Source organism: Pseudonocardia sp. DR1-2 (assembly GCF_023717215.1).
In the GTDB taxonomy this organism is placed as follows: Bacteria; Actinomycetota; Actinomycetes; order Mycobacteriales; family Pseudonocardiaceae; genus Pseudonocardia; species Pseudonocardia alni.
Window position 1 is genome coordinate 147,420 of record NZ_JAMQOF010000005.1, and the last position, 24,171, is coordinate 171,590.

The window sequence follows — 24,171 nt, forward strand, 5'->3', positions numbered from 1 at the left end:
CAGCCGCTGGAACACCCGACGCTGTACCCGTGACCGCACCACCTACCGATGATCACCCTGTCACGCTGACGATCGGGCAGCTCGCCCGGCGCAGCGAGGTCCCCGTGCGCACGCTCCGTTTCTGGTCGGACGAGGGGCTCGTCCCCGCCGACCGCAACGGTGCGGGCCACCGGGTCTACGGACCGGCCGCGGTCGCACGGCTCGACCTCGTGCGCACCCTGCGCGAGCTCGGCCTGGGTCTGGACGACGTGCGCGCCGTGCTGTCCCGCCGACGGGGGGTCGGCGAGATCGCGGCGGCACACGTCCGGGCCCTGGACGACCGGATCCGGGAGCTGCGGGCGCAGCGCGCGGTGTGCGCCCTGCTCGCCCGCACCGGAGCCGGTGACACCCCACCCGACGAACGGAGCGTGACCCTGATGAACGACCTCGCCCGGCTGTCCGCGGCCCAGCGCCAGCACCTGATCGACGACTTCGTGACCGAGACCTTCGCCGGCATCGACGACGACGCGCCCGGTGCGGGCATCGCCACCGGCATGCGGTCGATGCCCGCCGAACTGCCCGACGACCCGACCCCCGAGCAGGTGGGGGCCTGGGTGGAGCTGGCCGAGCTCGTCGCCGACCCGGGGTTCCGGGCCCGGTGCCGGGAGATGGCCGTCGCCGGTGCCACCGCCCCCGAGCACCACGAGCGGGGGGCCGACCCCGCCGCGGTGGCCGAGCACGCCGGGGCCGCGCTCGCCGCGGGCGTCGACCCGGCGAGCCCGGAGGCGGCCCGGGTCCTCGCCCGCATCCCCGGCGTCGAGGGGCAGGACGCGGCGGCCCGCGCCCGGACCGCGGACAGCGTCGAGCTGTTCGCCGACCGCCGCGTCGAGCGCTACTGGACGCTGCTCGGGGTGCTCAACGGCTGGCCGGCCCGCGAGCCCGCGGTTCCGGCGTTCGAGTGGTTCGCCGCGGCGCTGCGCTCGGCACCGGCCGGTCAGTCCTCGGACCAGCCGTAGAACACCCGCTCGACGACCGCGCGGGCCCGCCGCGTGACGCGTTTGTAGTCGTCGAGGAACTCCCCCGGGTCGCCGCCCGCCGGGTACCCGAGCGCGACGGCGACGGCGGCCAGCTCCCGCCCCGAACGCGGGAGCTGGTCGCCGGGCTTGCCCTTGACCAGCATGATCGCGTTGCGGGCCGCGGTCGCGGTGCGCCAGCCCTCCTCCAGCTCGGCGGCGTCCCCGGCGCTGATCAGCCCGGCCTCCGCGGCCTCGTGCAGCCCGTGCAGCGTCGACGGGGTGCGCAGCTCGGGGACGTCGCCCGCGTGCTGGAGCTGCAGCAGCTGCACCGTCCACTCGACGTCGGCCAGCCCGCCCAGGCCGAGCTTGGTGTGGGTGGTGCGGTCCGCGCCGCGGGGCAGCCGCTCGGCGTCGACCCGGGCCTTGATCCGGCGGATCTCCGACACCGCGGCCGCCGACACGCCGTCGGCCGGGTAGCGGATCGGGTCGACCAGCGCGGTGAACTCCCGGCCCAGCGTCCGGTCCCCCGCGATCGGGCGGGCCCGCAGCAGCGCCTGGGCCTCCCACACCTCACCCCAGCGGGCGTAGTACTCGCGGTAGGAGGCCAGGGTGCGCACCATCGGCCCGGACCGGCCCTCCGGGCGCAGGTCCGCGTCGACCGACAGCTCCGGATCCGGGCTGGGGGAGCCGAGCAGCCGCCGCACGCGTTCCACCACCCGGGTCGCCCACCTCACCGCGGTGTGGTCGTCGACGCCCTCGGCGGGCCTGCAGACGAACATCACGTCGGCGTCGCTGCCGTAGCTGGACTCGCCGCCGCCGAGGCGGCCCATCCCGATCACCGACAGGACGGCCGGGCGCTCGGGCTCCGCGCGCAGCACCGCGTCCAGGGTCGCGGCCAGCACCGCCTCGTTGACCGAGTTCAGCGCCGTGCACACCGCGTCGACGGGCAGCAGGCCGAGCAGGTCGGCGCAGGCGATCCGCAGCATCTCGTGGCGGCGGTAGGACCGCGCCGACGCCACCGCGGCCTCCGGCGTGCTCTGCCGGGCGACGGTGGTGCGCAGCGCCATCGACACCTCGGCCGGGTCCCGGGTCAGCTCCGGGCTCTGCACTCCCGAGGAGGTCGCCAGCATCCGCAGCACCTCCGGCGCGCGGGCCAGCAGGTCCGGGACCAGGGCCGACGTCCCCAGCAGCGTCATCAGCCGCTGCGCGACCGCGCCCTCGTCGCGCAGCAGCCGCAGGTACCAGGGGGTGTCGGCGAGCGCCTCGGACACCCGCCGGTAGGCGAGCAGGCCGCGGTCGGGGTCGGGGCTGCGCGACAGCGAGTCCAGCAGCACCGGCAGCAGCGCCCGCTGGATCGACGCGGCCCGCGACACCCCGCCGGTGAGCGCCCGCAGGTGCCCGAGCGCCCCCTCCGGCGACGCCCAGCCCAGCGCCTTCATCCGTGCCTTCGCCGCCTCCGGGGACAGCACGGCGTCGGCGCCGTCGGCGGCCAGCCGGGACACTGCCGACAGCAGCGGCCGGTAGAACAGCTTCTCGTGCAGCCGGGTGACGCGGCGCGCGTTGCGCTGCCACTCGTCGACCAGCACCCCGACGACGTCGCGGCGCCCGTCCGGGCGGATCCGCGCGGCCCGGGCGAGCCAGCGCAGTCCGTCGATGTCGTCGGCGGCCGGGAGCAGGTGGGTGCGGCGCAGCTTCTGCAGCTGCAGCCGGTGCTCCAGCAGGCGCAGGAACCGGTAGGACGCGGCGAGGTTGGCGCCGTCGTCGCGGCCGACGTAGCCGCTCTCCGACAGCGCGGCCAGCGCGACCAGGGTGTTGCCCGAGTGCAGCGAGTCGTCGCCCCGGCCGTGCACCAGCTGCAGCAGCTGGACGGCGAACTCGACGTCGCGCAGCCCGCCGCGGCCGAGCTTCAGCTCGCGTTCGCGCTGCTCGGAGGGGATGTTCTCGATGACCCGGGCCCGCATGGCCTGCACGTCGGTGACGAAGTCGTCGCGGGTGGAGGCCTGCCACACCATCGGCGACAGCGCCTCGACGTAGGCGGCGCCGAGCTCGCGGTCCCCGGCGATCGGCCGGGCCTTGAGCAGCGCCTGGAACTCCCAGGTCTTCGCCCACCGCTTGTAGTAGGCCACGTGCCCGTCCAGGGTCCGCACGAGTGCGCCCTGGCGGCCCTCGGGGCGCAGGTTCGCGTCGACCTCGAAACAGGCCTCCCCCGCGATGCGCATGACCCGCGACGCGAGCTTCGTCGCGGCCTGGGTGAGCTCCCCGCCGGGTTCGGCGACGAACACGACGTCGACGTCGGAGACGTAGTTGAGCTCCCGGCCACCGCACTTGCCGAGCCCGATGACCGCGAGCCGCAGCTCCTCGGGCGGGTCCTGCTCGGCCGCGGCCACCGCCAGCGACGCCGACAGCGCGGCCTCGGCGAGGTCGGCGAGCTGGGCGGCGACGTCGTCGACCTCCATCACCGGCAGACCCGGGTCCCCGACGGCGGCCAGGTCGGCCGAGGCGAGGCCGAGCAGCTCGTCGCGGTAGGCCGTGCGCAGCGCGGCGACGGCCTCGGCGCCGGTCAGCGACGCCCGCGCTCCGCCGGCCGTCCCCGGCGGCGGCGCGGCCGGGTCGGCCCCGACCGCGCACAGCAGGTTCGCGGTGCGCCGGGCCAGGTCCGGCGGCGGGTTCCCGCGCTCGGCGGTGTCGGCCAGCAGCGGCCAGCGGTCCGGGTGGCCGACGAGGTGGTCGCCCAGCGCCGTCGACGACCCCAGGGTCGCCAGCAGCCGCCCCCGCAGCCCGCGGTCGGTGCGCAGCGCCCGGTCGATCGCGGGCCACGGGGCGGTCTGCGCCAGCCGCTCGACCGCTCGCAGGGCGAGGGACTGGTCGGGGCTGCGGGCCAGCGCCCACATGATCTCCTCGCAGCCGGGCGCCGGCCCGTCGGTCGCCCACCAGCCCAGACCGCGCAGGGTCGTGGCCGCGTCCTCACCGGTGAGGCCGAGCCGGGCGAGCGAGGTCCCCGTGCGACGGTCCATGACCGGTGATCCTGCCCCATCGCGGGCCGCCCTTCCCTCAGGGGCGTCCAGCGGTCAGGCTCGGGGGCATGCACGTCGTGATCGTCGGTGGGGGTGTCGGAGGACTGACCACGGCCCTGGCCCTGGAGCGGGCCGGGATCGGGTCCACGGTCCTGGAGCAGGGGTCCGGCGCGGGCGAGCTCGGTGTCGGGTTCAACCTGCTGCCGCACGCCGTGCGGGTGCTCGACGGGCTCGGCCTGTCCGCGGAGCTGGCCGACGTCGGCATCGCGACCACCGACCTCACCTACGCCCACCGGCTCGGGCAACCGATCCTGCGCAGACCCTGCGGGGTGGCGGCCGGCTTCGCGTTCCCGCAGGTCGCCGGGCACCGCGGCCGGGTGCACCGGATGCTCACCGACGCCGTGCGCGCACGGCTGGGGTCCGACGCGATCCGCACCCGGCACCGGGTCGCCGGCGTCGAGCACTCCGACGGAGGTGTCCGGGTCCGCTTCGCCGACGACGCCCTGCCGGAGGCGACCGGCGACGTGCTGGTCGGCGCGGACGGCATCCACTCCGCGGTGCGGGCGGGCCTGTTCCCGGGCGAGGGACCGCCGCGCTGGAACGGGGTGTCGATGTGGCGCGGTGCGACGGACTGGCCGGCGTTCCGCGGGGGCCGCTCGATGGTCGTCGCGGGCGGGAACGCGGCCAAGCTGGTGGTCTACCCGGTCGGCGCCGGCAGCGCGCCGGGCACGGTCCTCACGAACTGGGCGGTGTGCATCGCGACCGGCGCCGACGGCGACCCCGCCCCGCAGCGACAGGACTGGTCACGGCCCGCCGACCGCGACGAGACCCTCGCCCACGCCCGCCGCTTCCACCTCGACGACGTCGACCACCTCGCGCTGGTCGCCGCGACACCGGAGATCTTCGAGTTCCCGATGTGCGACCGGGACCCGCTGCCGCGCTGGTCGCACGGGCGGGTCACCCTGCTCGGAGACGCCGCGCACCCGATGGTCCCGATGGGCTCCAACGGCGCCGGGCAGGCGATCCTCGACGCCGAGTCGCTCGCCCGGCACCTGGCCGCGGGCGGCGGCGACCCGGCGGCGGCGCTGGCCGCGTACGAGGCCGAACGGCTGCCGATGACCGCCGACGTCGTGCTCCGCAACCGCGTGGGTGGCCCGGAACGGGTCATCGACGAGGTCGAGCGCCGCGCGCCCGACGGCTTCGACGACCTCGACGCGGTGATCACCGGCGGGGAGCTCGAGGAGATCTTCGCCGGCTACCACCGCGCGTCGGGCAACACCCGCTAGTCGGCGCCGGGGACGCTGCCCGGCGGCAGGAAGTCGACGTCGTGCAGCGCCGACTGCCGCACGACCTCGGCCGGGTCGGTCAGGTCGTGCAGCCGGTCGAACAGCGACGCCAGCCGGCCGGCCGGGCTGACCCAGAACAGCGCGCGGGCGTTGCCCTGCTCCTTGTTGTAGTAGGCGTGCGGCAGGCCCTTGGGCATGAGGACGGTGTCGCCCGGCCCGGCCTTCTCCCACTGCCCGTCCAGGTAGAGCGTGAACACGCCGTCGAGGACGTGGATGTGCTCGTCCTGGGTCGGGTGCACGTGCGGCGGGACGCCCGTGCCGGGCGGGTCGAGGGTCTCGAAGGCGAAGCTGGTCTCGCTGACGGCCTTCGCCCAGTAGGTGTGGCCCAGCACGTTCCACACCCGCTTGTACTGGCCCTCACCGGCCCGCGTGATGCCCTTGGGCAGCGGGCCCAGGATGATCTCGTCCGAGAAGTCGGTCACAGCACGGGAAGATACGTCGCGAGCTCGTGCGGCGTCACGTTCCGGCGGTAGGCGTCCCACTCGGCCCGCTTGTTCCGCAGGAAGAAGTCGAACACGTGCTCGCCGAGGTACTCGGCGACGAGCTCGCTCTTCTCCATGACGTCGAGGGCCTCGGTGAGGTTCTGCGGGAGCAGCTCGTAGCCCAGCGCCCGGCGCTCGGTGTCGGTCAGGGCCCACACGTCGTCCTCGGTGGGCGGGGGCAGCTCGTAGCCCTTCTGGATGCCGGTGAGGCCGGCGCCCAGGATGACCGCGTAGGCGAGATAGGGGTTGCACGAGGAGTCCAGCGTGCGGACCTCCACCCGCCGCGACGAGGACTTGCCCGGCGAGTACATCGGGACCCGGACCAGCGCGGAGCGGTTCGCGTGGCCCCAGGACACCGCGGTCGGGGCCTCGCCGCCGGTGATGAGGCGCTTGTAGGAGTTGACCCACTGGTTGGTGACCGCGGTGATCTCCCGGGCGTGCTTGAGCACGCCGGCGACGAACGCCTTGCCGGTCGCGGACAGCTCGTAGGGGTCGTCCGGGTCGTGGAAGGCGTTGTGGTCGCCCTCGAACAGCGAGAAGTGCGTGTGCATGGCCGAGCCGGGGTGCTCGGAGAACGGCTTGGGCATGAACGAGGCCCGCACGCCCTGGGTGAGCGCGACCTCCTTCACGACGTAGCGGAACGTCATGAGGTTGTCGGCCATGGTCAGGGCGTCGGCGTAGCGCAGGTCGATCTCCTGCTGGCCGGGGCCGCCCTCGTGGTGGGAGAACTCCACCGAGATGCCCATCGACTCCAGCGTCTCGATGGTGTTGCGCCGGAAGTGCGGGGCGACGTCGTGGCTGGCCTGGTCGAAGTAGCCGCCGGAGTCCGCCGGGACGGGCCGGGTGCCGTCGCCGGGCAGGTCGCGCAGCAGGTAGAACTCGATCTCCGGGTGCACGTAGCAGGTGAACCCGGCCTCGCCCGCCTTGTTCAGCGCGCGGGTCAGCACGTGCCGCGGGTCGGCCCAGGACGGCGACCCGTCGGGCATGGCGATGTCGCAGAACATCCGCGCGGAGTAGTGCTCGCCCGAGGCGGTCTCCCAGGGCAGCACCTGGAACGTCGACGGGTCGGGCTTGGCGACCATGTCGGACTCGTAGACGCGGGCGAAGCCCTCGATGGCCGAGCCGTCGAAGCCGATGCCCTCGGCGAAGGCGCCCTCCAGCTCGGCCGGGGCCACCGCCACCGACTTGAGGTATCCGAGCACGTCCGTGAACCAGAGACGGACGAAACGGATGTCGCGTTCCTCGAGCGTGCGGAGCACGAACTCCTGCTGGCGGTCCATGCGGCGGAGCCTAGGAACCCCGTGTTACGCGGAAGTTACCGGGGTGTGCGGGCGACCCGGTCGTGGTCGCCCGCACACCCCCGACGACGGCCCTCAGCTCGGCGCGAGCGTGCACTCCGCACCCTGCGGCGGGAGCGTGAGGTTCACCAGATAGTCGATCGCGAGCTTGTCGGTGCACGCGTCACCCTGCAGCGACGCGGTGTGCTGGTTGCCGTTGACCTTGATCAGGCTGCCGTTCAGCTGCTGGGCCAGGTCCACCCCGGCCTGGTACGGCGTGGCCGGGTCACCGGTGACCGACACCACGACGACCGGCGGGAGCCCGTCGACCTTCGGCGTGTGCGGCTCGCTGGTGGGCGGGACCGGCCAGAACGCGCACGCGTCGCGGGCACCGACCGGGCCGCGGCCGGTGGAGCGGAACGGGGCGGCCTCGTCGGCCCGCGTCGCCAGCTCCAGGGCCTCCGACGGCTCCTTCAGCGCCGGCTGGTTCACACAGCTGATCGACTGGAAGGCCTGCAGCATGTTCGAGTAGCGGCCCTGGTCGTCGCGCTCGTAGTAGAGGTCGGCCAGGCGCATCAGCAGGTCGCCGTTGCCGTTCGCGACCTGCGAGATCCCGCGCTGCAGCGCGGGCCACAGCTGGGAGACGTAGAGCGCCTGGCTGACGCCGGTCTGGGCGTCGGAGAAGCTCAGGACGCGCCCGTCGCCGACCTTCGCGGGCGTGTCGATCAGTGGCCGCATCACCGTCTGGAACGCCTGGGTCGCCTTCGCCGGGTCGGTGCCCAGCGGGCAGCCGGGGCGGCTGGTGCAGTCCTTGGCGAAGTTGTCGAACGCGAGCTGGAACCCGGCGTTCTGCTTGACCGTGGAGTCGATGGTCGACTGCGTCGGGTCGATCGCGCCGTCGAGCAGCAGCGCGCGGACGTTCTGCGGGAACGCCTCGGCGTAGGCGGTACCGAGCTCGGTGCCGTAGGAGAAACCGGCGTAGGTCATCTTCTGGTCGCCGACGGTGGCCCGCATGACGTCCATGTCCTTCGCCACGTCACGGGTGCCGACGTTGGCCAGCACGTCGGCCCCGGTGCGCTGGGTGCAGCGCTCGGCGAACTGGCGGCTGTCGGCCTCGGCGGCGGCGACCCCGGCGGGCGAGGGGTCGGCGAAGGTCTTCGTGCGCTCCTCGTCGTTCTCCGCGTCGGTGAGACATTGGATCTTCGGCAGGCTCGCGCCGGTGCCACGGGGGTCGAACCCGACCAGGTCGAACCGGTCCCCCAGGCCGTTGGTGGCCCAGGTGGCGGCCTGGCGAGCGACGAACGAGGTGCCCGAGGCGCCGGGGCCGCCCGGGTCGGCGAACAGCGAGCCGATCTTCGCTCCGGTCGCCTTCTTGCGCAGCAGCGCGATCTGCATCGTCTTCCCGTCGCCGGGCCGGGCGTAGTCCTGCGGGACGGTCACCCGGGTGCAGTCGAACTGCGGGTCGGCGTAGGTCTGCGCGTCGTCCGCGGTGGGGGCGTAGTCCGCGCAGGGGCCCCACTGCAGCTGCTGGTCGTAGAACTGCGCGAGGTCCGGCGGGTTCTGCGCGGCCTGCGGCTGGTCGCCGGTGCCCGCGTCGGCGCACGCGCCGACCAGGACGAGGGTCGCCGCACCGAGCACGGCGAGCGCGGCCGGACGCGTCCGCCGGCGGGCCGGGGCCGGTGTCTCTCGTCGGTGGGCACGTCGTCGCAACAGCCGAGGGAGCATGACCGTGAGCATGCCACCGACCCCCGGCGGTGAGGGGTCGCGGGTCACGGCCCGGGTGAGGGTGCCCACACCACGGGGCGGTCGGGGCCCGTGCGCTGCCACCCTGGCGTCCGCCATCGACGGCGAACCCGGGGACCCACGACCAGCGTGGGCCTCGAGGCACGGAAGGAGCTCACCGGTGAGCACACAGGAGAGCGGAGAGGTGGCGGCCCCGTACCGGGCGCCCGCGACCCCGCCGAAGCGGACCCGCGTCCACCACCTGCTGCAGTGGAAGCAGGAGGGCCGGCGCTGGCCCATGCTGACCGCCTACGACGTCTACTCCGCCGAGATCTTCGACGACGCCGGCATCCCGGTGCTGCTCGTCGGCGACTCCGCGGGCAACAACGTGTTCGGCCACGACAACACCATCCCGGTCACGGTCGACGACCTGGTCCCGCTGACCCGCGCCGTGGTGCGCGGCGCCCGCAGCGCGCTCGTCGTCGCCGACCTGCCGTTCGGCAGCTACCAGATCTCCCCCGCGCAGGCACAGGAGACGGCGTTCCGGTTCATGAAGGAGGGTGGGGCGCACGCGGTCAAGCTCGAGGGCGGTGCGCGCTTCGCGCCGCAGGTCGAGGCGCTCACCGCGTCCGGCGTGCCGGTGATGGGCCACCTCGGGTTCACCCCGCAGAGCGAGCACGCGCTGGGCGGGTTCCGCATCCAGGGCCGCGGCGACGCCGCCGACCGTCTCGTCGAGGACGCGCTGGCCGTGCAGGAGGCGGGCGCGTTCGCCGTCGTGCTGGAGATGGTGCCCGCCGACGTCGCCAAGCGGGTGACCGGGGAGCTGCGCATCCCGACCGTCGGCATCGGCGCCGGGCCCGACTGCGACGCCCAGGTCCTCGTCTGGTCGGACATGGCCGGGATGAACCGCGGGAAGGTGCCGCGCTTCGTCAAGAAGTACGCGGAGCTCGGCTCGGCCCTGCACGACGCGGCGGCCGCGTTCGCCGCCGACGTGGCGCACGGCGAGTACCCCGCCGAGGAGCACAGCTACAGCTGAGCCGGACCGGGGCCCCGGCGCGCGTCGCCGGGGCCCGGTCGGCCGGGCGGGACCGGTTCAGCCTGCGCCGTGCGTCGCCGGGTGCCCCAGCCCCGGGATGCCGCCGCCCGCGCGGTGGCGGGCCAGCATCCGGTCCGCGGGGGTCTCGCGGCGCGCCAGCCGCCGGGCCAGCGACGCCAGCCGCGCGCCGTGGGCGTCGTCGCCGGCCAGCGCGGCGGTCGCGGCGTCGAGGACGGCCTGCGACCCCGCCCGCACCGCCGGGTCGGCCCAGCCCCGCAGCGCCGAGCGGCGGTGCGCCGCCGTGTCCGGGGTCCGGCGCCGGCCGGGCAGCGTGTCGTCGCGCAGCAGGCCGGTCAGCAGGCTCAGCAGCGCCGCGGGCAGGTCGGTGCCCACGCCGTCGGCGGGCTCCTCCCCCGCGACCGCCGGGACGGCGTCGAACGCCTTGAACTCGATCCGCCCCACCTCCCCGGGGATGCCCGCGTGCCGCACCAGGCTGGGGTCGGTCACCAGCAGCGGGGCGTCGGGCGGCAGGTAGGCCAGCGCCGCCGGGCGCGCCCCGGTGCGACGCGCGGTGCGCGCCGACAGCCCGCCCCAGACCCGGCCGTCGCGGAACGGCGAGGAGAACGACCACGGCACCAGGTAGGGGCTGTAGAAGGTCAGCTTCGCCGCCGCGTCGGCCAGCACGGCGGGGTCGGTGCCGGACTCGGGGAACGACAGGTTCAGGTCCGGCCCCCAGGTCACCATGTGCAGGTGCGAGGTCCGCTCCTCCGGCGAGGCCGCCATCAGCGCCCGCTCGTGGGCGTTCGGCGGGGGGTCCAGCCGGTAGGCCGACAGCTGCGGGTGGTGGGCGAACGCGACGGGGCGCAGTCCGTGCCGGGCGGCCACCGCGGCCAGGGTGACCGCGTCGGCGGCCAGCGCGTCGGCGGCGGCCTCGACCGAGTCGTGCACGCGGGTCCGGATCTCGATGCCCTTGGGGTCGAACCGGAGCAGCCCGCCGCTCTCGTCGAGGCGCTCGTAGCCCTCGGCGTACCAGCGCTTGCGGCGGATGCCGGCGTCGCCGATCCGCAGGTCGGTCTGGTCCCCGGGCAGCTCCGGCAGCTCGTCGACGACCGCCGCGACCTGCGCGTGGGTCAGCGACCGGTGGTCGGCCACCGTCCCGTCGTCCCGCAGCAGCGCGAGCTCGTGCTCGAGCCCGTAGCGCGCCTCGCCCCGCATCGACCACCCCCGGTCCCCGTCCTGGCACAGGACGTTACCGAGGCCGGGCCCGGCGCCGGCTGTGATCCGTCCCCGCACCCTCCTCACCCGTTCCGCCCTGGACAACCCCGCGACGAACGGTCAGCCTGGTGACGGCGGCCATGTCCACCAGGTGGCCGGGACCCGGAGCACACGGGAGGCGTCATGAGGCTGGGCCGCAAGATCTCCGAGGGATTCGCCGTGGACCACGAGGCCGACCGGGTGGCCGACGCCCAGGAGCGCCCGCGCCCGGCGCGCACCGTCGAGCCCGAGTTCACCGAGTGGACGCCGGCCGCCCCGCAGCCGGCGCACTCGGGGTCCCACGAGAACTGACCGGGTGCGCGGGCTGTTCCGCCGGACCCCGCTGGAGTACCCGACCGGCCCGCTGGAGGGCCACAAGCTGGCGTTCCCGATGCTGTCCGCGGACGGCACGACGGTGGGCTTCAGCGGTGTGACGCTCGGGCGGGCGCACGTCTACCGCACGGTCGACGACGCGGTGTGCGCGCACGGTTGCCGGCACGCCTGCCCGTCGCGGTGGTGCGACTGCGGGTTCTACTGCTTCCACACCGCCGACGACGCCCGCGAGCTGGCGTGTGCGCCCGAGCACCAGGGCGCGATCCTGCTCGAGGTGGCCGTCTCCGGCCGGTTCCGTCGCTACGAGCTGGGCCTGCGCTACGCCCGGCAGCGGGTGCGCACGATCCGGATGCGGCCCTGCCGCTGCGGGGCGCGGGTCGCGGTGCTCGCCGACACCGGCTCCGGGCAGCACGGCTGGCGCCGGCTGGAACCGGTGTGCCTGCGGTGCGCCGGGGCGCGCCCGGTGCTGTCGGCGCAGCGCTTCGCCGAGCTGGCCGAACTCACCCTGCTGCCCGACGACGTCGCGACGGGCCCGCTGACCACGCCCGACGACGCGGCGGGGTTCGCCGAGCACCCCGACCCGCACGGCACCGAGGCGGCCGACGGGCTGATCGGCGACCCGGTCGCCGCGGCGGGCGCGGTCGCCGTGCTCACCGCGGAGATGGCGCTGCTGCAGGCCCGGCTCGACGAGATGGCCCGCCAGCTCGGCCGGGCGACCGCACGCCTGGACGCGCTCGAGGGCCGCGACCGGCCCGCGGCGGAGCCGGGGTCAGAGCCAGACCGGTAGCGGCGGCGGGAGCTTCCCGTCGGCGTCGCGCAGGCCCTTGTCGAACGGGCGGCCGAGCAGCCAGGCGATGATGTCGTGCGCCTTGCCGCGGACCGTGCCGAGGTCGCGCGGCTCGGCGCCGTCCGGCCCGGCGGGCCCCGGCCCGAACTCCAGCGTCGCGCCGGTGCGGACCTCCTCCAGGCGCACGTGCGGGCAGCCGGGCTTGCGCTCCAGCCGCGCGACCACGTCGGCGACCAGCACCTCCCGCATCGGGATCGGCAGGTCCTTGAACGAGGCGCCGACGTCGAGGTCGACGGCGTGGATCCACACCTCGCGGGCCCGGTTCCAGGGCACCGCCGTCACCGGCATCTCGACGCCCTGCGGGTTGCGCACGGTCGCCGACCAGGCCTTCTCGGGCATCGCCCGGACCGCGTCGGCGAGCCGGTCGGAGGCGGCGACGACGTCGGCGCGGATCTCGTCGGAGCTGCGCCCGGCCCCGGCCTCGATGTCGGCGTCGCGGGACGCGGGATCGGGGTAGGCCGGGGTCTCGACGCCGGTCCGCGCCCAGGTCAGCAGGTTCACCATGGCGTCGGCGTTGCGGGCGAGGTGGGTGAGCACGTGCGCGCGGGTCCAGCCCGGCAGCGCCGACGGGGCGCGGAACGCCTCGCCCGCCATCCGGGTCATCAGCCCGCGCAGGTGGGCCTGGCCGTCGCCGGCCCAGGCCAGCGCGTCGCCCACCGGTGGCGGGACGAGGGCGCGGCCGTCGCCGGGGGTGCGCGCGGGGGTCACCGCACCGCCCGGCACACGTTGCGGCACTCGCCGATCCCCTCCACGGCGGTGACGATCTCGGCGCCGTCGGTGAGGTAGCGCGGGGGCGTGCGCGCGTCGCCGACGCCGCCGGGGGTGCCGGTGGCGATGACGTCGCCCGGGTTGAGCGTGAGGATCTCCGACAGGTAAACGACCAGGTCCACCGCGCCGAACACGAGCTGGTCGGTCGTGGAGTCCTGCATGGTCTCCCCGGACAGCTCCGAGAAGATCCGCAGCGCGCCACCGGCGGCCGGGTCGGCGGGCAGCTCGTCGGGGGTGACCAGCACCGGCCCGAGCGGCGTCGAGTGCTCCCAGGTCTTGCCCTGCAGGAACTGCTTGGTGCGCCGCTGGTAGTCGCGCATCGACACGTCGTTGAGCACGGTGTACCCGGCGATGGCGGCCGTCGCCGCCTCGCGGTCGGCGCGCCGGACCGAACGCCCGATGACGACGGCCAGCTCGGCCTCGTAGTCCACGCGGTCGGACTGCTCGGGCAGCTCGATCTCGTCGTGGGCGCCGACCAGGGCGGGCGCGAACTTGCCGAAGACCGTGGGGTACTCGGGCAGCTCGTTGCCCATCTCGAGCACGTGGTCGCGGTAGTTCAGCCCGATGCAGATGATCTTCTCGGGCGACGGCACCAGCGGCGCGTAGTCCAGGCCGGCGGTCTCGTGGACCGGGCCCGCCGCGCCCGCGGCGTGCTCGGCCCAGTCGGGGCGCTCCAGCAGCGCCCGCACGTCGGCCTCCCCCGTCTCGACGGCGGTGTCGCCGTCGACGCGCACCGCCCGGTGCCCGGTCGCGGTCCGGATCGTCGCGAGCCTCATCGTGCGGGTGCCTCCCGGTATCGGTTGCCGTCCGGCGGAGAGTCTGCGCCACCGGGGACGCGCGGAACAGACAGGGGGTGGGTTATCGCGTGTCCCGGCCGGTGGACCGCCCGAACTCACCCGTACGGGCGACGCCGCGACGGACCGCGACCGCCGCTCCGCCGGCACGGCGACGGGGACGCCCCCGTCCGGGAACGCCCCGCCGGCGCGGCGCGGCGCAACCACACCCGCTGTCCGGTGCCCACACCCGTTGCAGCAGGTGTGGATGCCGGACACCGGGTGTGGATCCGCCACGGCACTCCCACGGCCCGGCGGGGCCCGACCCGGGCCGGGGCCCGCAGGCCGGGTCAGATCGCGGCGTCGTCCTCGGCGCCACCGCCGCGCACCGGCAGGTCGTCGAACACCGCGGGCGGCTCCCGCCAGGCGTCCTCCGGTGCCCCGGCCCGGGCCGCGGCGACGGCCCGCCACACCCGCTCGGGGGTGCAGGGCAGGTCGATGTGACGCACCCCCAGGTCCGACAGCGCGTCGACCACGGCGTTCTGCACCGCCGGGGTCGACCCGATCGTCGCGGACTCGCCGATCCCCTTGGCCCCCAGCGAGTTCAGCGGGGTCGGGGTCTCGGTCGTCGCGGTCTCGAAGGAGAACAGGTCGGCCGCGGTCGGGATCGTGTACGCGGCGAGGCTGGAGGTCAGCGGCTGGCCCTCGTCGTCGAACAGGACCTCCTCGTGCAGCGCCTGGGCGACGCCCTGGGCGAGCCCGCCGTGCTGCTGGCCCTCGACGAGCAGCGGGTTCAGGATCCGCCCGCAGTCGTCGACGGCGACGTGCCGGCGCGGGGTGACCCGGCCGGTGTCGGTGTCGACCTCGACCACCGACAGGTGCGCCCCGAACGGGAAGGTCGCCCCGTCCTGCGCGGAGTCGAGCCCGACGTGCAGCTCCTCCCCCGTGGCGGCGGCCTGGCGGTGCACGTCGCTCCAGGTCGCGGTCGGGCCGCCGGGCACCCCGGCGACGCCGAAGGTGCCCTCGTCGGTGATCTCGACGTCCTCCGCGGCGGCCTCCAGCAGGTGCGCGGCGAGCTTGCGGGCCCGCTCGTACAGCTCGTGCGCGGCCTCGGACACCGCGGTGCCGCCGAGCTGCAGCGACCGCGAGCCGCCGGTCCCGGCGCCGCGCGGGACGAGCGCGGTGTCGGACTGGACGTAGCGGATCCGGTCCATCGGGATGCCGAGCCGGTCCGACACCAGCATCGCGAACGACGTCGCGTGCCCCTGACCGTGCGCCGAGGTGCCGGCCGACACCGTCGCCGAGCCGTCGTCGTGCACGGTCACCGAGCCGTACTCGCCGCCCCCGCCCCCGGCGGTGACCTCGACGTAGACCGCGATGCCGATACCCAGGCGCACCGGGTCGCCCGCCTCGCGGCGGCGGGCCTGCTCGGCGCGCAGCTCGTCGTAGCCGGCGATGCGCAGGGCCTCGCGCAGCGGCAGGTCGTAGTCGCCGACGTCGTAGCGGGCGCCGGTCGGGGTGGTGTACGGGAAGACGTCGGGCGCGAGCAGGTTGCGCCGGCGCAGCTCGACCGGGTCGATGCCCAGCTCGGCGGCCGCGACGTCGACCAGGCGCTCCAGGTGGGCGGCGGCCTCCGGGCGCCCCGCGCCGCGGAAGGCGCCCATCGGGGTGGTGTTGGTCAGCGCGGAGACGGCGTCGTAGCGCAGGTTCGTGACGTCGTAGACGCCGGTCGCCATGAGGTAGGTGGTGCGCAGCGGGAGCGCGCCGCCGAAGCCGGCGTAGGCCCCGGCGTCCCCGACGACCCGCACGCGCAGGCCGGTCATCCGGCCGTCACGGGTGAGGCCGAGCTCGTAGTAGCCGACCTGGCCGCGGCCGTGCGGCATCGAGACGAGGTTCTCCGAGCGGGTCTCGACCCAGGCCAGCGGCCGCCCCAGCGCCCGGGCGGCGGCGACGGTCGCGGTGTGCTCGGCGAGCACACCGGCCTTCGCGCCGAACCCGCCGCCGACGTGCGGGGCGATCACCCGGACCTGGTCGGCCTCCAGCCCGGCCAGTCCGGCGAGCTGGGTGCGGAAGCCGTGCGGCATCTGGGTGGAGACGTGCACGGTGAGCGGGAAGTCGGTGGTGGTGGGGTCGGCGACGATCGCGTTGCCCTCCATCGGGACGGCCGCGACGCGCTGGTTCACCATCCGCGCGCGGACGACGACCTCGGCGCCGTCGAGCGGGTCGCCGGTCCCCCGCTCGCCCGCGGCCAGGTTGCTGCCCTGGTCGGGGAACTGCAGCGGGGCGTCGTCGGCGAGCGCGGCCTCGATGTCGGTGACCGCGGGCAGCGGGTCGTAGTCGACCTCGACGAGCTCGGTGGCGTCGACGGCGGCGGCGCGGCTCTCGGCGACGACCAGCGCCACCGCCTCGCCGACGAACCGCACCCGGTCGGTCGCCAGCGGCGGGCGCGGCAGCGCGGGGTTGAGGACCATCAGGCCGTGGTGGGCGGGCAGGTCGAGGTCGGCCGCGGTGTACACGGCGAGGACGCCGGGCGCGGCCGCGGCCTCGGAGGTGTCGATGCCGGTGAGCAGCGCGTGCGCCACCGGCGAGCGGACGAACGCCACGTGGGCCAGGCCCGCCGGTGCGTCGGCACCGTGGACCAGGTTGCCGACGAAGGTGCTCGCACCGGTGATCAGGTCGGCGTCCTCGACGCGGCGGACGGAGGTTCCCAGGATCGAGCCAGGCATGTGGTCCACACTACAGCACTAACCGGAGGGTCGTCCGGTTAGTGCGCCTCACACGTCGTCTGCGTCTCCACCTGCGGTGCCCGCCCGGCGACGGCCGGTAGCGTCCCCGCCATGCCCGAGTTCCACCACACCGACGTGCTCCCGCTCGGCCCGGACGACACCGAGTACCGCGAGCTCGACCTGCCCGCGGGAACCGTGACCGAGGCCGCGGGCCGCACCTTCCTCGAGGTCCCTCCGGAGACGATCACCGGACTGGTCCGCGCGGCCGTCACCGACATCCAGCACCTGCTGCGACCCTCGCACCTGAAGCAGCTGCGCGCCATCATCGACGACCCCGAGGCCTCCGGCAACGACCGGTTCGTCGCCACCGACCTGCTGCGCAACGCCTGCGTGTCCGCGGGCGGGGTGCTGCCGATGTGCCAGGACACCGGCACCGCGATCGTCGTCGGCAAGAAGACCGAGACCGTGCTGACCGGCGGCGACGACGAGGCCGCGGTGTCGCGCGGGGTCTTCGAGGCCTACCAGGAGCTGAACCTGCGCTACAGCCAGATGGCGCCGATCAGCTTCTGGGACGAGAAGAACACCGGCACCAACCTGCCGGCGCAGGTCGAGCTGTACGCCAAGCCGGGCCGGGACCCGTACTACGAGTTCCTGGTCATGGCCAAGGGCGGCGGCTCGGCCAACAAGACCTTCCTCTACCAGGAGACGAAGGCACTGCTGAACCCGAAGCGGCTCGCGGCGTTCCTGGACGAGAAGCTGCGCAGCCTCGGTACCGCGGCCTGCCCGCCGTACCACCTGGCGATCGTCGTCGGCGGCATGTCGGCGGAGTTCAACCTGAAGGTCGCCAAGCTGGCCTCGGCCCGCTACCTGGACAACCTGCCGACCGAGGGCTCGCCGCTCGGGCACGCCATCCGCGACACCGATCTGGAGCAGCAGGTCCTCGAGCTGACCCGCAACTTCGGGATCGGCGCCCAGTTCGGCGGCAAGTACTTCTGCCACGACGTGCGCGTCATCCGGCTGCCCCGGCACGGCGCCTCGCTGCCGGTCGGCGTCGCGGTGTCCTGCTCGGCGGACCGCCAGGCCAAGGCGAAGATCACCCCGTCCGGGGTCTACCTGGAGCAGCTGGAGCGCGACCCGGCCCAGTACCTGCCCGAGGCCACCGACGCCGACCTGTCCGACGAGGTCGTGCGGGTCGACCTGAACCGGCCGATGGACGAGATCCGCGCGCAGCTGTCGCAGCTGCCGGTGAAGACCCGGCTGTCGCTGACCGGGCCGCTGGTCGTCGCCCGCGACATCGCGCACGCCAAGATCGCCGAGCGGCTCGACGCCGGCGAGCCGATGCCGCAGTACCTCAAGGACCACGCCGTCTACTACGCCGGACCGGCCAAGACCCCCGAGGGCTACGCCTCGGGCTCCTTCGGTCCGACGACGGCCGGCCGGATGGACTCCTACGTCCAGCAGTTCCAGGAGGCCGGCGGGTCCCTGGTGATGCTGGCGAAGGGGAACCGGTCGAAGCAGGTCGTGGACTCCTGCGCCGCGAACGGCGGCTTCTACCTGGGCTCCATCGGCGGCCCGGCCGCCCGCCTGGCCCAGGACTGCATCCGCAAGGTCGACGTGCTCGAGTACCCCGAGCTCGGCATGGAGGCGGTCTGGAAGATCGAGGTCGAGGACTTCCCGGCGTTCGTCGTGATGGACGACAAGGGCAACGACTTCTTCGCCGACACCAGCGCCCCGACCCTGCAGGTCACCTTCCGCACCTGACCGCTGCGACGCCCCCCCCCGGGGGGTGTGCCCGCGGCCCCCGTGCACGGCACGCCGTGCACCCAGGGGAACCCTCGTAGCGCTCTAAGCCACGAAGGTTCCCCTGGGGGCCACCCGGCGGGTGCCCGGCGACGGCACCGGGGCCTCCCGGGGGTGGGCGGGCGGGTCAGCGCAGGCGGCGGGGGCCCGCGTCGCGCCGGTCGGGCACCGGGCCGATCGTCATCCGGGCCCCGGCCACGAACGCCCCCTGCGGCGAGGCCAACACCGGGTCGAGGGCGAGCGAGCGGACCTGCGGCAGGTCCTCGACGAGCCGCCCGATCCGCAGCACGACGTCCTCCAGCGCGGCGAGGTCGACCGGGTCCGTGCCGCGGTAGCCGGTGAGCAGCGGCGCCGCCCGCGGGGCCCGCACCAGCCGGGCCGCGTCCTCGGTCGACACCGGCAGGACCCGGTAGGCGCGGTCGTCGAGCAGCTCGGTCGCCATCCCGGACAGCCCGAACGCGACCAGCGACCCGAACGACGGGTCGTCGACGACCTCCACCGTGCACGACGTGCCCTTCGGGGCCATCCGCTGCACGTAGACCTCGTCGGATCCGGTCACCCGCGACAGCTCCGCGTGCGCGACGCGCAGGGCCTCCTCCGAGACCAGGTCCAGGCGCACCCCGACGAAGTCGCCGCGGTGCCGCCACTGGTCCGCGGTCGCCTTGATGACCACCGGGTAGCCGAGCTGCTCGGCGGCGGCGACGGCGTCGTCGGCGCCCTTCGCCCGGCGGAAGGTGATCACCTCCAGGCCGTAGCAGGCGAGCAGGTCGACGGCCTCGTCGTCGGTGAGGGGGTGCCGGGTGTCCGGCCCGAACGACGCCACGAGCTCCCGCGCGCGGTCGGCGTCGATGCCCTCGGGCACGACGAACTCCCCGACCGGGGTGTCACGCCACTGCGCGTAGCGGCTGACCCGGCCCAGCGCCGACGTGGCCCGCTCGGGGCTGGCGAAGCTCGGCACCGACCCGCGGCCGGGCGTGCCGTCGGCGCCGGCGACCGACAGCTCCGCCGGGATGCCCTCGGCGGCGAGGAACACCGCGATGACCGGGACCCCGGCACCGCCCGCGGCGTCGCGCAGGGCGTGCGCGTGGTCCCGGCCGGCCACCGCGACCGGCGGGACGAACACCGCGATGAGCGCGTCCGGGCGGGCGTCGCCGTCGAGGGTCGCGCGGACCGCGCCGGCGAACGCCTCCGGGGAGGCCTGGGTGCCGACGTCGACCGGGTCCCCCGCCAGCTCCAGACCCTCGTCGAGCAGCCCGTCGAGGACCAGCAGGTTCACCGCGGTGGAGTTGCCGACGACCGCGACCCGGCGGCCCTTCGGCAGCGGCTGGTGGGCGATGAGCAGGGCGGTGTCGAACATCTGCGGCAGTGTCTGCACCCGGATGACCCCGGACTGCTCGAACAGCGCCTGCACGCTGGACTCGTCGATCGGCGCCCCGACCGAGGCCAGCGACGGCAGCGTCCCGGTGTGCCGGCCGGACTTCACCGCGATCACCGGCTTGGTGCGGGCCAGCCTGCGGGCGACCCGGGCGAACTTGCGCGGGTTGCCGAAGGTCTCCAGGTAGAGCAGCACCTGCTCGGTGTTCGGGTCGGTCTGCCAGTACTGCATCAGGTCGTTGCCGGACACGTCGGCGCGGTTGCCCGCCGACACGAACGACGACAGGCCGAGCCCGCGGGTGCGGGCGTTGGCGAGGATGGCGCTGCCGAGCGCGCCGGACTGGCAGAAGAACCCGGTGCGCCCGTACCCGGGCATCCGCGGGGCGAGGGTCGCGTTGAGCCGCACCGACGGGTCGGGGTTGGCGACGCCGAGTGCGTTCGGCCCGACCACCCGCATCCCGTGCGCCCGCGCCTCGGCGACCAGCCTGCGCTCGGCGACGGTGCCGCCGTCGTCGCCGGCGTCGGCGAAGCCGGAGCTGATCACGACCAGCACCTTCACGCCCTTGGCCAGGCAGGAGTCCATGACCTCGTCGATGTTCGCGGCCGGGACGGCGACGACCGCGAGGTCCACCTCGTCCGGGATGTCGATCACCGACGGGTAGGCGCGCACGCCCCGCACCGAGCGGGCGTCGGGGTTGACCGGGTAGACGGGGCCGGTGAAGCCGGCGCGCAGCAGGTTCAGCAGGACGGCGTGGCCGATCTTGGTCTCGTCCGCCGACGCGCCGATGACCGCCACCGAGGTCGGGTGCAGCAGGTTCGCGACGCTGCGGGCCTCGGCGGCCTGCTCGCGCGCGTAGCGGACCGCGATCGACTTCTCGGTGGGGTCGATGTCGAACTCGAGGTGCAGGACGCCCTCGGCGAAGGCCCGCGTGACGCCGTAGCCGGCCTCGCGGAACACCCGCACCATGGCGTGGTTTTCCACCAGCACCTCGGCCTCGAACCGGGACAGCCCGTTCTCCCGGGCCGCGGCGGCGAGGTGCTCGAGCAGGATCGAGCCGAGGCCGCGGGACTGGTGGTCGTCGCGGACGACGAACGCGACCTCCGCGGAGGTGACCGGCTTGTCGGTGCCCGCTCCCTCCTGGGCGGCCGCCCCGCCGCCGGGGGTCAGCCCCTCGTAGCGGCCGACCGCGATGATCTCGTCGCCGAGCAGCGCCAGGAACGCGACCCGGGTCCGGTGGTCGACGACGGTGAACCGCTCCAGGTCCCGCGCCGAGATCCGCGGGTACGGGCCGAAGTAGCGCAGGTAGCGGGTGCGGTCGGACAGCTTGGCGTGGAAGGCGAGCAGCGCGTCGGCGTCGCCGGGCAGGATCGGGCGCAGGTGCACGATCCCGCCGTCGGAGGCGACGACGTCGGCCTCCCAGTGCCGCGGGTAGGGGTGCCCGGGGGCGTCGGCCGGGGTCTCGTCGGTCTTCTCGGTCATGGTCGGTCTCAGTCCCGCGGGTCGTCGGGGTCGAGGCCGTGCAGCGGGAACACCGCACGACGGGTCTCCAGGATCGCGGAGTCGACGCGCTCGCCGAACGAGCCGCCCCACCGCTCGAAGGCCGGGTCGGCACCGTCGGACATCGAGACCGGCAGCGGCGAACGGGTCCGGGTCGCCGCGAGCGCGGTCCAGTCCGCGGGGATGGAGGTGTCCGGGTCCAGGTCGCGGTCCAGGGCGACGGCCATCAGGTGCGTCCACGAGCGCGGGACCACCCGGTAGAGCGCGTACCCGCCGCCGCCGAGCACGAGCCACTTGCCGCCCGCGGTGGTCTCGGCCATCTCGCGCAACGCGTGGTAGATGGCCCGGTGGCCGTCGACGGACAGCTCCAGGTTCGCCAGCGGGTCCTCGGAGTGGGTGTCCGCGCCGCACTCGGTGACCAGCACCTGCGGACGGAACGACTCCAGCAGCGACGGGACGACGCCGTGGAAGGCCCGCAGCCAGCCCGCGTCGCCGGTGCCGGGGGGCAGCGAGACGTTGACGGCGTAGCCCTCGCCGGCACCGCGGCCGATCTCCCCCGCCCAGCCGGTGCCCGGCCACAGCGTGAGCGGGTGCTGGTGCAGCGAGATCGTCAGCACCCGGGGGTCGTCGTAGAAGCAGTCCTGCACGCCGTCGCCGTGGTGGACGTCGACGTCGACGTAGGCGATGCGCTCGTAGCCCTGCTCCAGCAGCCAGGCGATCGCGACCGAGCAGTCGTTGTAGACGCAGAAGCCCGCGGCGCGGTCGCGCATCGCGTGGTGCAGCCCGCCCGCCATGTTCACCGCGCGGTCCGCGCGGCCCTCGGCGATCTCCCGGGCGGCGGCGACCGAGCCGCCCGCGATCAGCGCGGACGCCTCGTGCATGCCGAAGAAGATCGGGTTGTCGGCGGTGCCCAGCCCGTGGCCGACGCCGAACGGCGCCTCCGGCGCGGACTTCACCGCCGTCTGGAAACCGGGGGTGTGCACCCGGGTCAGATCCACCTCGCCCGCCGGGTCCGGCACGACCGGGTCGACGCCGTCGAGCACCCCCAGCCCGCGGGACAGCTCCATCATCAGCTCCAGCCGCACCGGGTTGAGGGGGTGGTCGTCCGACAGCTGGTAGGTCAGGAACTCCGGAGTCCACACCACCGACGTGCGAGCGCTCATGGGCCGGAACCGTATGCCAGGCCGGCGGGCGCGGTCACTCCCGCGCGGCCCACGGCCGGTCCCCGGTCTCGGCCGGGCGGTCCGGGTCGGCGCTCCACTCCGACCACGACCCGGGGTACAGCGCGGCCGGGGCGTCCGGGGTGGTGAGGCCGGACTCCTCCAGCGCGAGCACCAGCGCGCAGGCGTTGACGCCGGACCCGCAGTAGGCGCCGGTCGCGACACCGGGTGCGACGCCGGCGGCGCGGAAGCGCTCGGCCAGCGTGCCGGCGGGCTGCCAGCGCCCGTCCGGGCCGGTGTTCGCCGCGGCCGGGGTGCTGCGGGCACCGGGGACGTGCCCGGCGCGCGGGTCGACCGGCTCGGTCTCACCGCGGAAGCGGGCGGCGGCGCGGGCGTCGAGGAGCACGCCGTCGCGGGCCAGCGCGGCGGCCCCGTCGGCGTCGACGACGGGCATCCCGCCCGGCCGGACCACCAGATCGCCGGGCGGCAGGGGCTCCGGTTCCGGCGCCCCGGCACCCGGGCCGGTGCCGGCGATCGGCAGCCGCGCGGCCTGCCAGCCGGCGAACCCGCCGTCGAGCACCCGGACCCGGCCGGGCGCGACGCCGGCCCAGCGCAGCAGCCACCAGGCGCGCGCGGCGACCGAGCCGTCGAGGTCGTCGTAGGCGACGACGAGCTGGTCGCCGGCATCGTCCCGGATCCCGGCCCGGCGCAGGACCTCCTGCAGCGCAGCGGGTTCCGGCAGCGGGTGGCGCCCGCCGGGGCCGGGGCGCGCGGGGCCCGCGGACAGCTCGGTGTCGAGGTCGACGAACACCGCACCGGGGATCCGGTGGGCATCGTGGTCCTCGCGTCCGGGCGGGCCGACCAGACGCCACCGGACGTCGAGCACCACGGGCCGCACCGTGCCGGCGGCCGGGGCGGGTCCCAGCAGGCCGGCGAGTTCGGCAGGGGGGATCATGGATCCGGACACGCGGCCCATCCTGCCCCGGACGGGCTCGCCGTGCGCGGGAGCCGCGCTGGGTAGACTGGACGTCGAACGAAGGGGCCCCACGTGAACGACCTCATCGACACCACGGAGATGTACCTCCGCACCATCTACGAACTCGAGGAGGAAGGCGTCGTCCCGCTGCGCGCGCGGATCGCCGAACGCCTCGGACAGAGCGGGCCGACCGTCAGCCAGACGGTGGCCCGTATGGAACGCGACGGACTCGTCGTCGTGGCCGGGGACCGCCACCTCGAGCTGACCGACGAGGGCCGCGGCCGTGCCGTCGCCGTCATGCGCAAGCACCGCCTCGCCGAGCGGCTGCTGATCGACGTGATCGGGCTCGAGTGGGAGCTCGTCCACGCCGAGGCGTGCCGCTGGGAGCACGTGATGAGCGAGGACGTCGAGCGGAAGCTGCTCCGCCTGCTCGACAAGCCGACCGTGTCGCCCTACGGCAACCCGATCCCGGGTCTGGAGGAGCTGGAGCGCGGGGACGACGCGTCGACGTCGTCGTCGGTGCCGCCCACGCTCGAGGTCGGCCTGCAGCGGCTCGACGAGCTGGCCCGCCGCGGTGGCGGTCGCGTCGAGATCCGGCGGATCGCCGAGCACGTGCAGCTGGACTCCGACCTCATGGGCGAGCTGAAGCTCGCGGGGATCGTGCCCGGCAACGCGATCGACGTCGGCCCGATCTCCCGATTCGGCGACCCGGTGCCGGTGAGCTCGGACGACGAGAAGTCGACCGTCGCTCCGCCGGTCGCGCACGCCGTGCTCGTCCGCGCCGTCTGAG

The 24,171-nt window shown here is 74.9% G+C and carries 18 protein-coding genes; 7 read left to right on the top strand and 11 right to left on the bottom strand.

What is annotated here, in order from left to right; translation table 11 throughout:
• Positions 1-29: 29 nt before the first annotated feature.
• On the top strand, positions 30-995 hold the full coding sequence (locus ND486_RS16480; RefSeq protein WP_251785027.1) for a MerR family transcriptional regulator: 966 nt from the start codon (positions 30-32) through the stop codon (positions 993-995).
• Here ND486_RS16480 and ND486_RS16485 read toward each other — a convergent pair.
• On the bottom strand, positions 974-4,009 hold the full coding sequence (locus ND486_RS16485; protein ID WP_251785028.1) for a bifunctional [glutamine synthetase] adenylyltransferase/[glutamine synthetase]-adenylyl-L-tyrosine phosphorylase: 3,036 nt from the start codon (positions 4,007-4,009) through the stop codon (positions 974-976). The genes ND486_RS16480 and ND486_RS16485 overlap by 22 nt on opposite strands.
• A gap of 68 nt (positions 4,010-4,077) precedes the next feature.
• Between ND486_RS16485 and ND486_RS16490 the strand changes: the two genes are divergently transcribed.
• On the top strand, positions 4,078-5,295 hold the full coding sequence (locus tag ND486_RS16490) for an FAD-dependent monooxygenase (RefSeq protein ID WP_251785029.1): 1,218 nt from the start codon (positions 4,078-4,080) through the stop codon (positions 5,293-5,295).
• Here the strand turns inward: ND486_RS16490 and ND486_RS16495 are convergent.
• The 3 genes from ND486_RS16495 to ND486_RS16505 form a co-directional block, all read right to left on the bottom strand.
• Complete coding sequence (locus tag ND486_RS16495; protein WP_226357711.1) at positions 5,292-5,777, bottom strand: cupin domain-containing protein; 486 nt, start codon at positions 5,775-5,777, stop codon at positions 5,292-5,294. The genes ND486_RS16490 and ND486_RS16495 overlap by 4 nt on opposite strands.
• Positions 5,774-7,117, bottom strand: a complete 1,344-nt coding sequence (gene glnA, locus ND486_RS16500; protein ID WP_062395995.1) for a type I glutamate--ammonia ligase — start codon at positions 7,115-7,117, stop codon at positions 5,774-5,776. Before glnA ends, ND486_RS16495 begins: the two co-directional genes overlap by 4 nt.
• Positions 7,118-7,210: 93 nt before the next feature.
• Positions 7,211-8,839 carry an alpha/beta hydrolase gene (locus tag ND486_RS16505; protein WP_251785030.1) on the bottom strand — a complete coding sequence of 543 codons (1,629 nt, stop codon included), beginning with the start codon at positions 8,837-8,839 and terminating at the stop codon, positions 7,211-7,213.
• A gap of 178 nt (positions 8,840-9,017) precedes the next feature.
• Here ND486_RS16505 and panB point away from each other — a divergent pair, with 178 nt between their 5' ends.
• Positions 9,018-9,872: a 3-methyl-2-oxobutanoate hydroxymethyltransferase gene (panB, locus tag ND486_RS16510; protein ID WP_251785031.1), complete on the top strand. Its 855-nt coding sequence runs from the start codon at positions 9,018-9,020 to the stop codon at positions 9,870-9,872.
• Between the two features lie 57 nt (positions 9,873-9,929).
• Here panB and ND486_RS16515 read toward each other — a convergent pair whose 3' ends face one another.
• On the bottom strand, positions 9,930-11,087 hold the full coding sequence (locus ND486_RS16515; protein ID WP_251785032.1) for a glutamate-cysteine ligase family protein: 1,158 nt from the start codon (positions 11,085-11,087) through the stop codon (positions 9,930-9,932).
• A 183-nt stretch (positions 11,088-11,270) separates the two neighbouring features.
• On the opposite strand from ND486_RS16515, the gene ND486_RS16520 reads away from it, so the two are divergent.
• Both ND486_RS16520 and ND486_RS16525 read left to right on the top strand, forming a co-directional pair.
• Complete coding sequence (locus ND486_RS16520; RefSeq protein ID WP_251785033.1) at positions 11,271-11,438, top strand: hypothetical protein; 168 nt, start codon at positions 11,271-11,273, stop codon at positions 11,436-11,438.
• Positions 11,439-11,442: 4 nt separating this feature from the next.
• Positions 11,443-12,246, top strand: coding sequence for a hypothetical protein (locus ND486_RS16525; protein WP_062395999.1), 804 nt, complete (start codon positions 11,443-11,445; stop codon positions 12,244-12,246).
• Here ND486_RS16525 and ND486_RS16530 read toward each other — a convergent pair.
• From ND486_RS16530 to ND486_RS16540, 3 genes are all read right to left on the bottom strand, one after another.
• Positions 12,229-13,014, bottom strand: a complete 786-nt coding sequence (locus ND486_RS16530; RefSeq protein WP_251785034.1) for a maleylpyruvate isomerase family mycothiol-dependent enzyme — start codon at positions 13,012-13,014, stop codon at positions 12,229-12,231. The genes ND486_RS16525 and ND486_RS16530 overlap by 18 nt on opposite strands.
• On the bottom strand, positions 13,011-13,850 hold the full coding sequence (locus ND486_RS16535) for a fumarylacetoacetate hydrolase family protein (protein ID WP_251785035.1): 840 nt from the start codon (positions 13,848-13,850) through the stop codon (positions 13,011-13,013). Before ND486_RS16535 ends, ND486_RS16530 begins: the two co-directional genes overlap by 4 nt.
• Positions 13,851-14,197: 347 nt before the next feature.
• A complete protein-coding gene (locus ND486_RS16540; RefSeq protein WP_251785036.1) occupies positions 14,198-16,573 on the bottom strand; it encodes a xanthine dehydrogenase family protein molybdopterin-binding subunit in 2,376 nt (791 codons plus the stop codon).
• Positions 16,574-16,684: 111 nt separating this feature from the next.
• Here ND486_RS16540 and ND486_RS16545 point away from each other — a divergent pair, with 111 nt between their 5' ends.
• A complete protein-coding gene (locus ND486_RS16545) occupies positions 16,685-18,334 on the top strand; it encodes a fumarate hydratase (RefSeq protein WP_073574184.1) in 1,650 nt (549 codons plus the stop codon).
• A 166-nt stretch (positions 18,335-18,500) separates the two neighbouring features.
• On the opposite strand, the gene ND486_RS16550 is transcribed toward ND486_RS16545, so the two are convergent.
• From ND486_RS16550 to ND486_RS16560, 3 genes are read right to left on the bottom strand one after another with little or no spacing between them, the layout of a single operon-like run.
• Complete coding sequence (locus ND486_RS16550; protein WP_251785037.1) at positions 18,501-21,227, bottom strand: bifunctional GNAT family N-acetyltransferase/acetate--CoA ligase family protein; 2,727 nt, start codon at positions 21,225-21,227, stop codon at positions 18,501-18,503.
• A gap of 8 nt (positions 21,228-21,235) precedes the next feature.
• Positions 21,236-22,408 (bottom strand): acetoin utilization protein AcuC, encoded by a 1,173-nt coding sequence (locus ND486_RS16555; RefSeq protein WP_208826907.1) that lies wholly within the window; start codon positions 22,406-22,408, stop codon positions 21,236-21,238.
• Positions 22,409-22,442: 34 nt separating this feature from the next.
• On the bottom strand, positions 22,443-23,381 hold the full coding sequence (locus ND486_RS16560) for a sulfurtransferase (protein WP_374231424.1): 939 nt from the start codon (positions 23,379-23,381) through the stop codon (positions 22,443-22,445).
• Positions 23,382-23,453: 72 nt separating this feature from the next.
• Here ND486_RS16560 and ND486_RS16565 point away from each other — a divergent pair, with 72 nt between their 5' ends.
• Positions 23,454-24,170, top strand: a complete 717-nt coding sequence (locus tag ND486_RS16565) for a metal-dependent transcriptional regulator (RefSeq protein WP_062396004.1) — start codon at positions 23,454-23,456, stop codon at positions 24,168-24,170.
• Position 24,171: the final 1 nt, after the last annotated feature.

Excerpts from the sequence above, each read along its gene's own strand:
- ND486_RS16560 (WP_374231424.1), bottom strand. The coding sequence starts at position 23,381 with ATGGGCCGCGTGTCCGGATCCATGATCCCCCCTGCCGAACTCGCCGGC.
- ND486_RS16515 (WP_251785032.1), bottom strand. The coding sequence starts at position 11,087 with ATGCGGGGCGAGGCGCGCTACGGGCTCGAGCACGAGCTCGCGCTGCTG.
- ND486_RS16540 (WP_251785036.1), bottom strand. The coding sequence starts at position 16,573 with ATGCCTGGCTCGATCCTGGGAACCTCCGTCCGCCGCGTCGAGGACGCC.
- ND486_RS16505 (WP_251785030.1), bottom strand. The coding sequence starts at position 8,839 with ATGCTCCCTCGGCTGTTGCGACGACGTGCCCACCGACGAGAGACACCG.
- ND486_RS16555 (WP_208826907.1), bottom strand. The coding sequence starts at position 22,408 with ATGAGCGCTCGCACGTCGGTGGTGTGGACTCCGGAGTTCCTGACCTAC.
- ND486_RS16490 (WP_251785029.1), top strand. The coding sequence starts at position 4,078 with ATGCACGTCGTGATCGTCGGTGGGGGTGTCGGAGGACTGACCACGGCC.
- glnA (WP_062395995.1), bottom strand. The coding sequence starts at position 7,117 with ATGGACCGCCAGCAGGAGTTCGTGCTCCGCACGCTCGAGGAACGCGAC.
- ND486_RS16550 (WP_251785037.1), bottom strand. The coding sequence starts at position 21,227 with ATGACCGAGAAGACCGACGAGACCCCGGCCGACGCCCCCGGGCACCCC.
- ND486_RS16520 (WP_251785033.1), top strand. The coding sequence starts at position 11,271 with ATGAGGCTGGGCCGCAAGATCTCCGAGGGATTCGCCGTGGACCACGAG.
- ND486_RS16535 (WP_251785035.1), bottom strand. The coding sequence starts at position 13,850 with ATGAGGCTCGCGACGATCCGGACCGCGACCGGGCACCGGGCGGTGCGC.
- ND486_RS16485 (WP_251785028.1), bottom strand. The coding sequence starts at position 4,009 with ATGGACCGTCGCACGGGGACCTCGCTCGCCCGGCTCGGCCTCACCGGT.
- ND486_RS16545 (WP_073574184.1), top strand. The coding sequence starts at position 16,685 with ATGCCCGAGTTCCACCACACCGACGTGCTCCCGCTCGGCCCGGACGAC.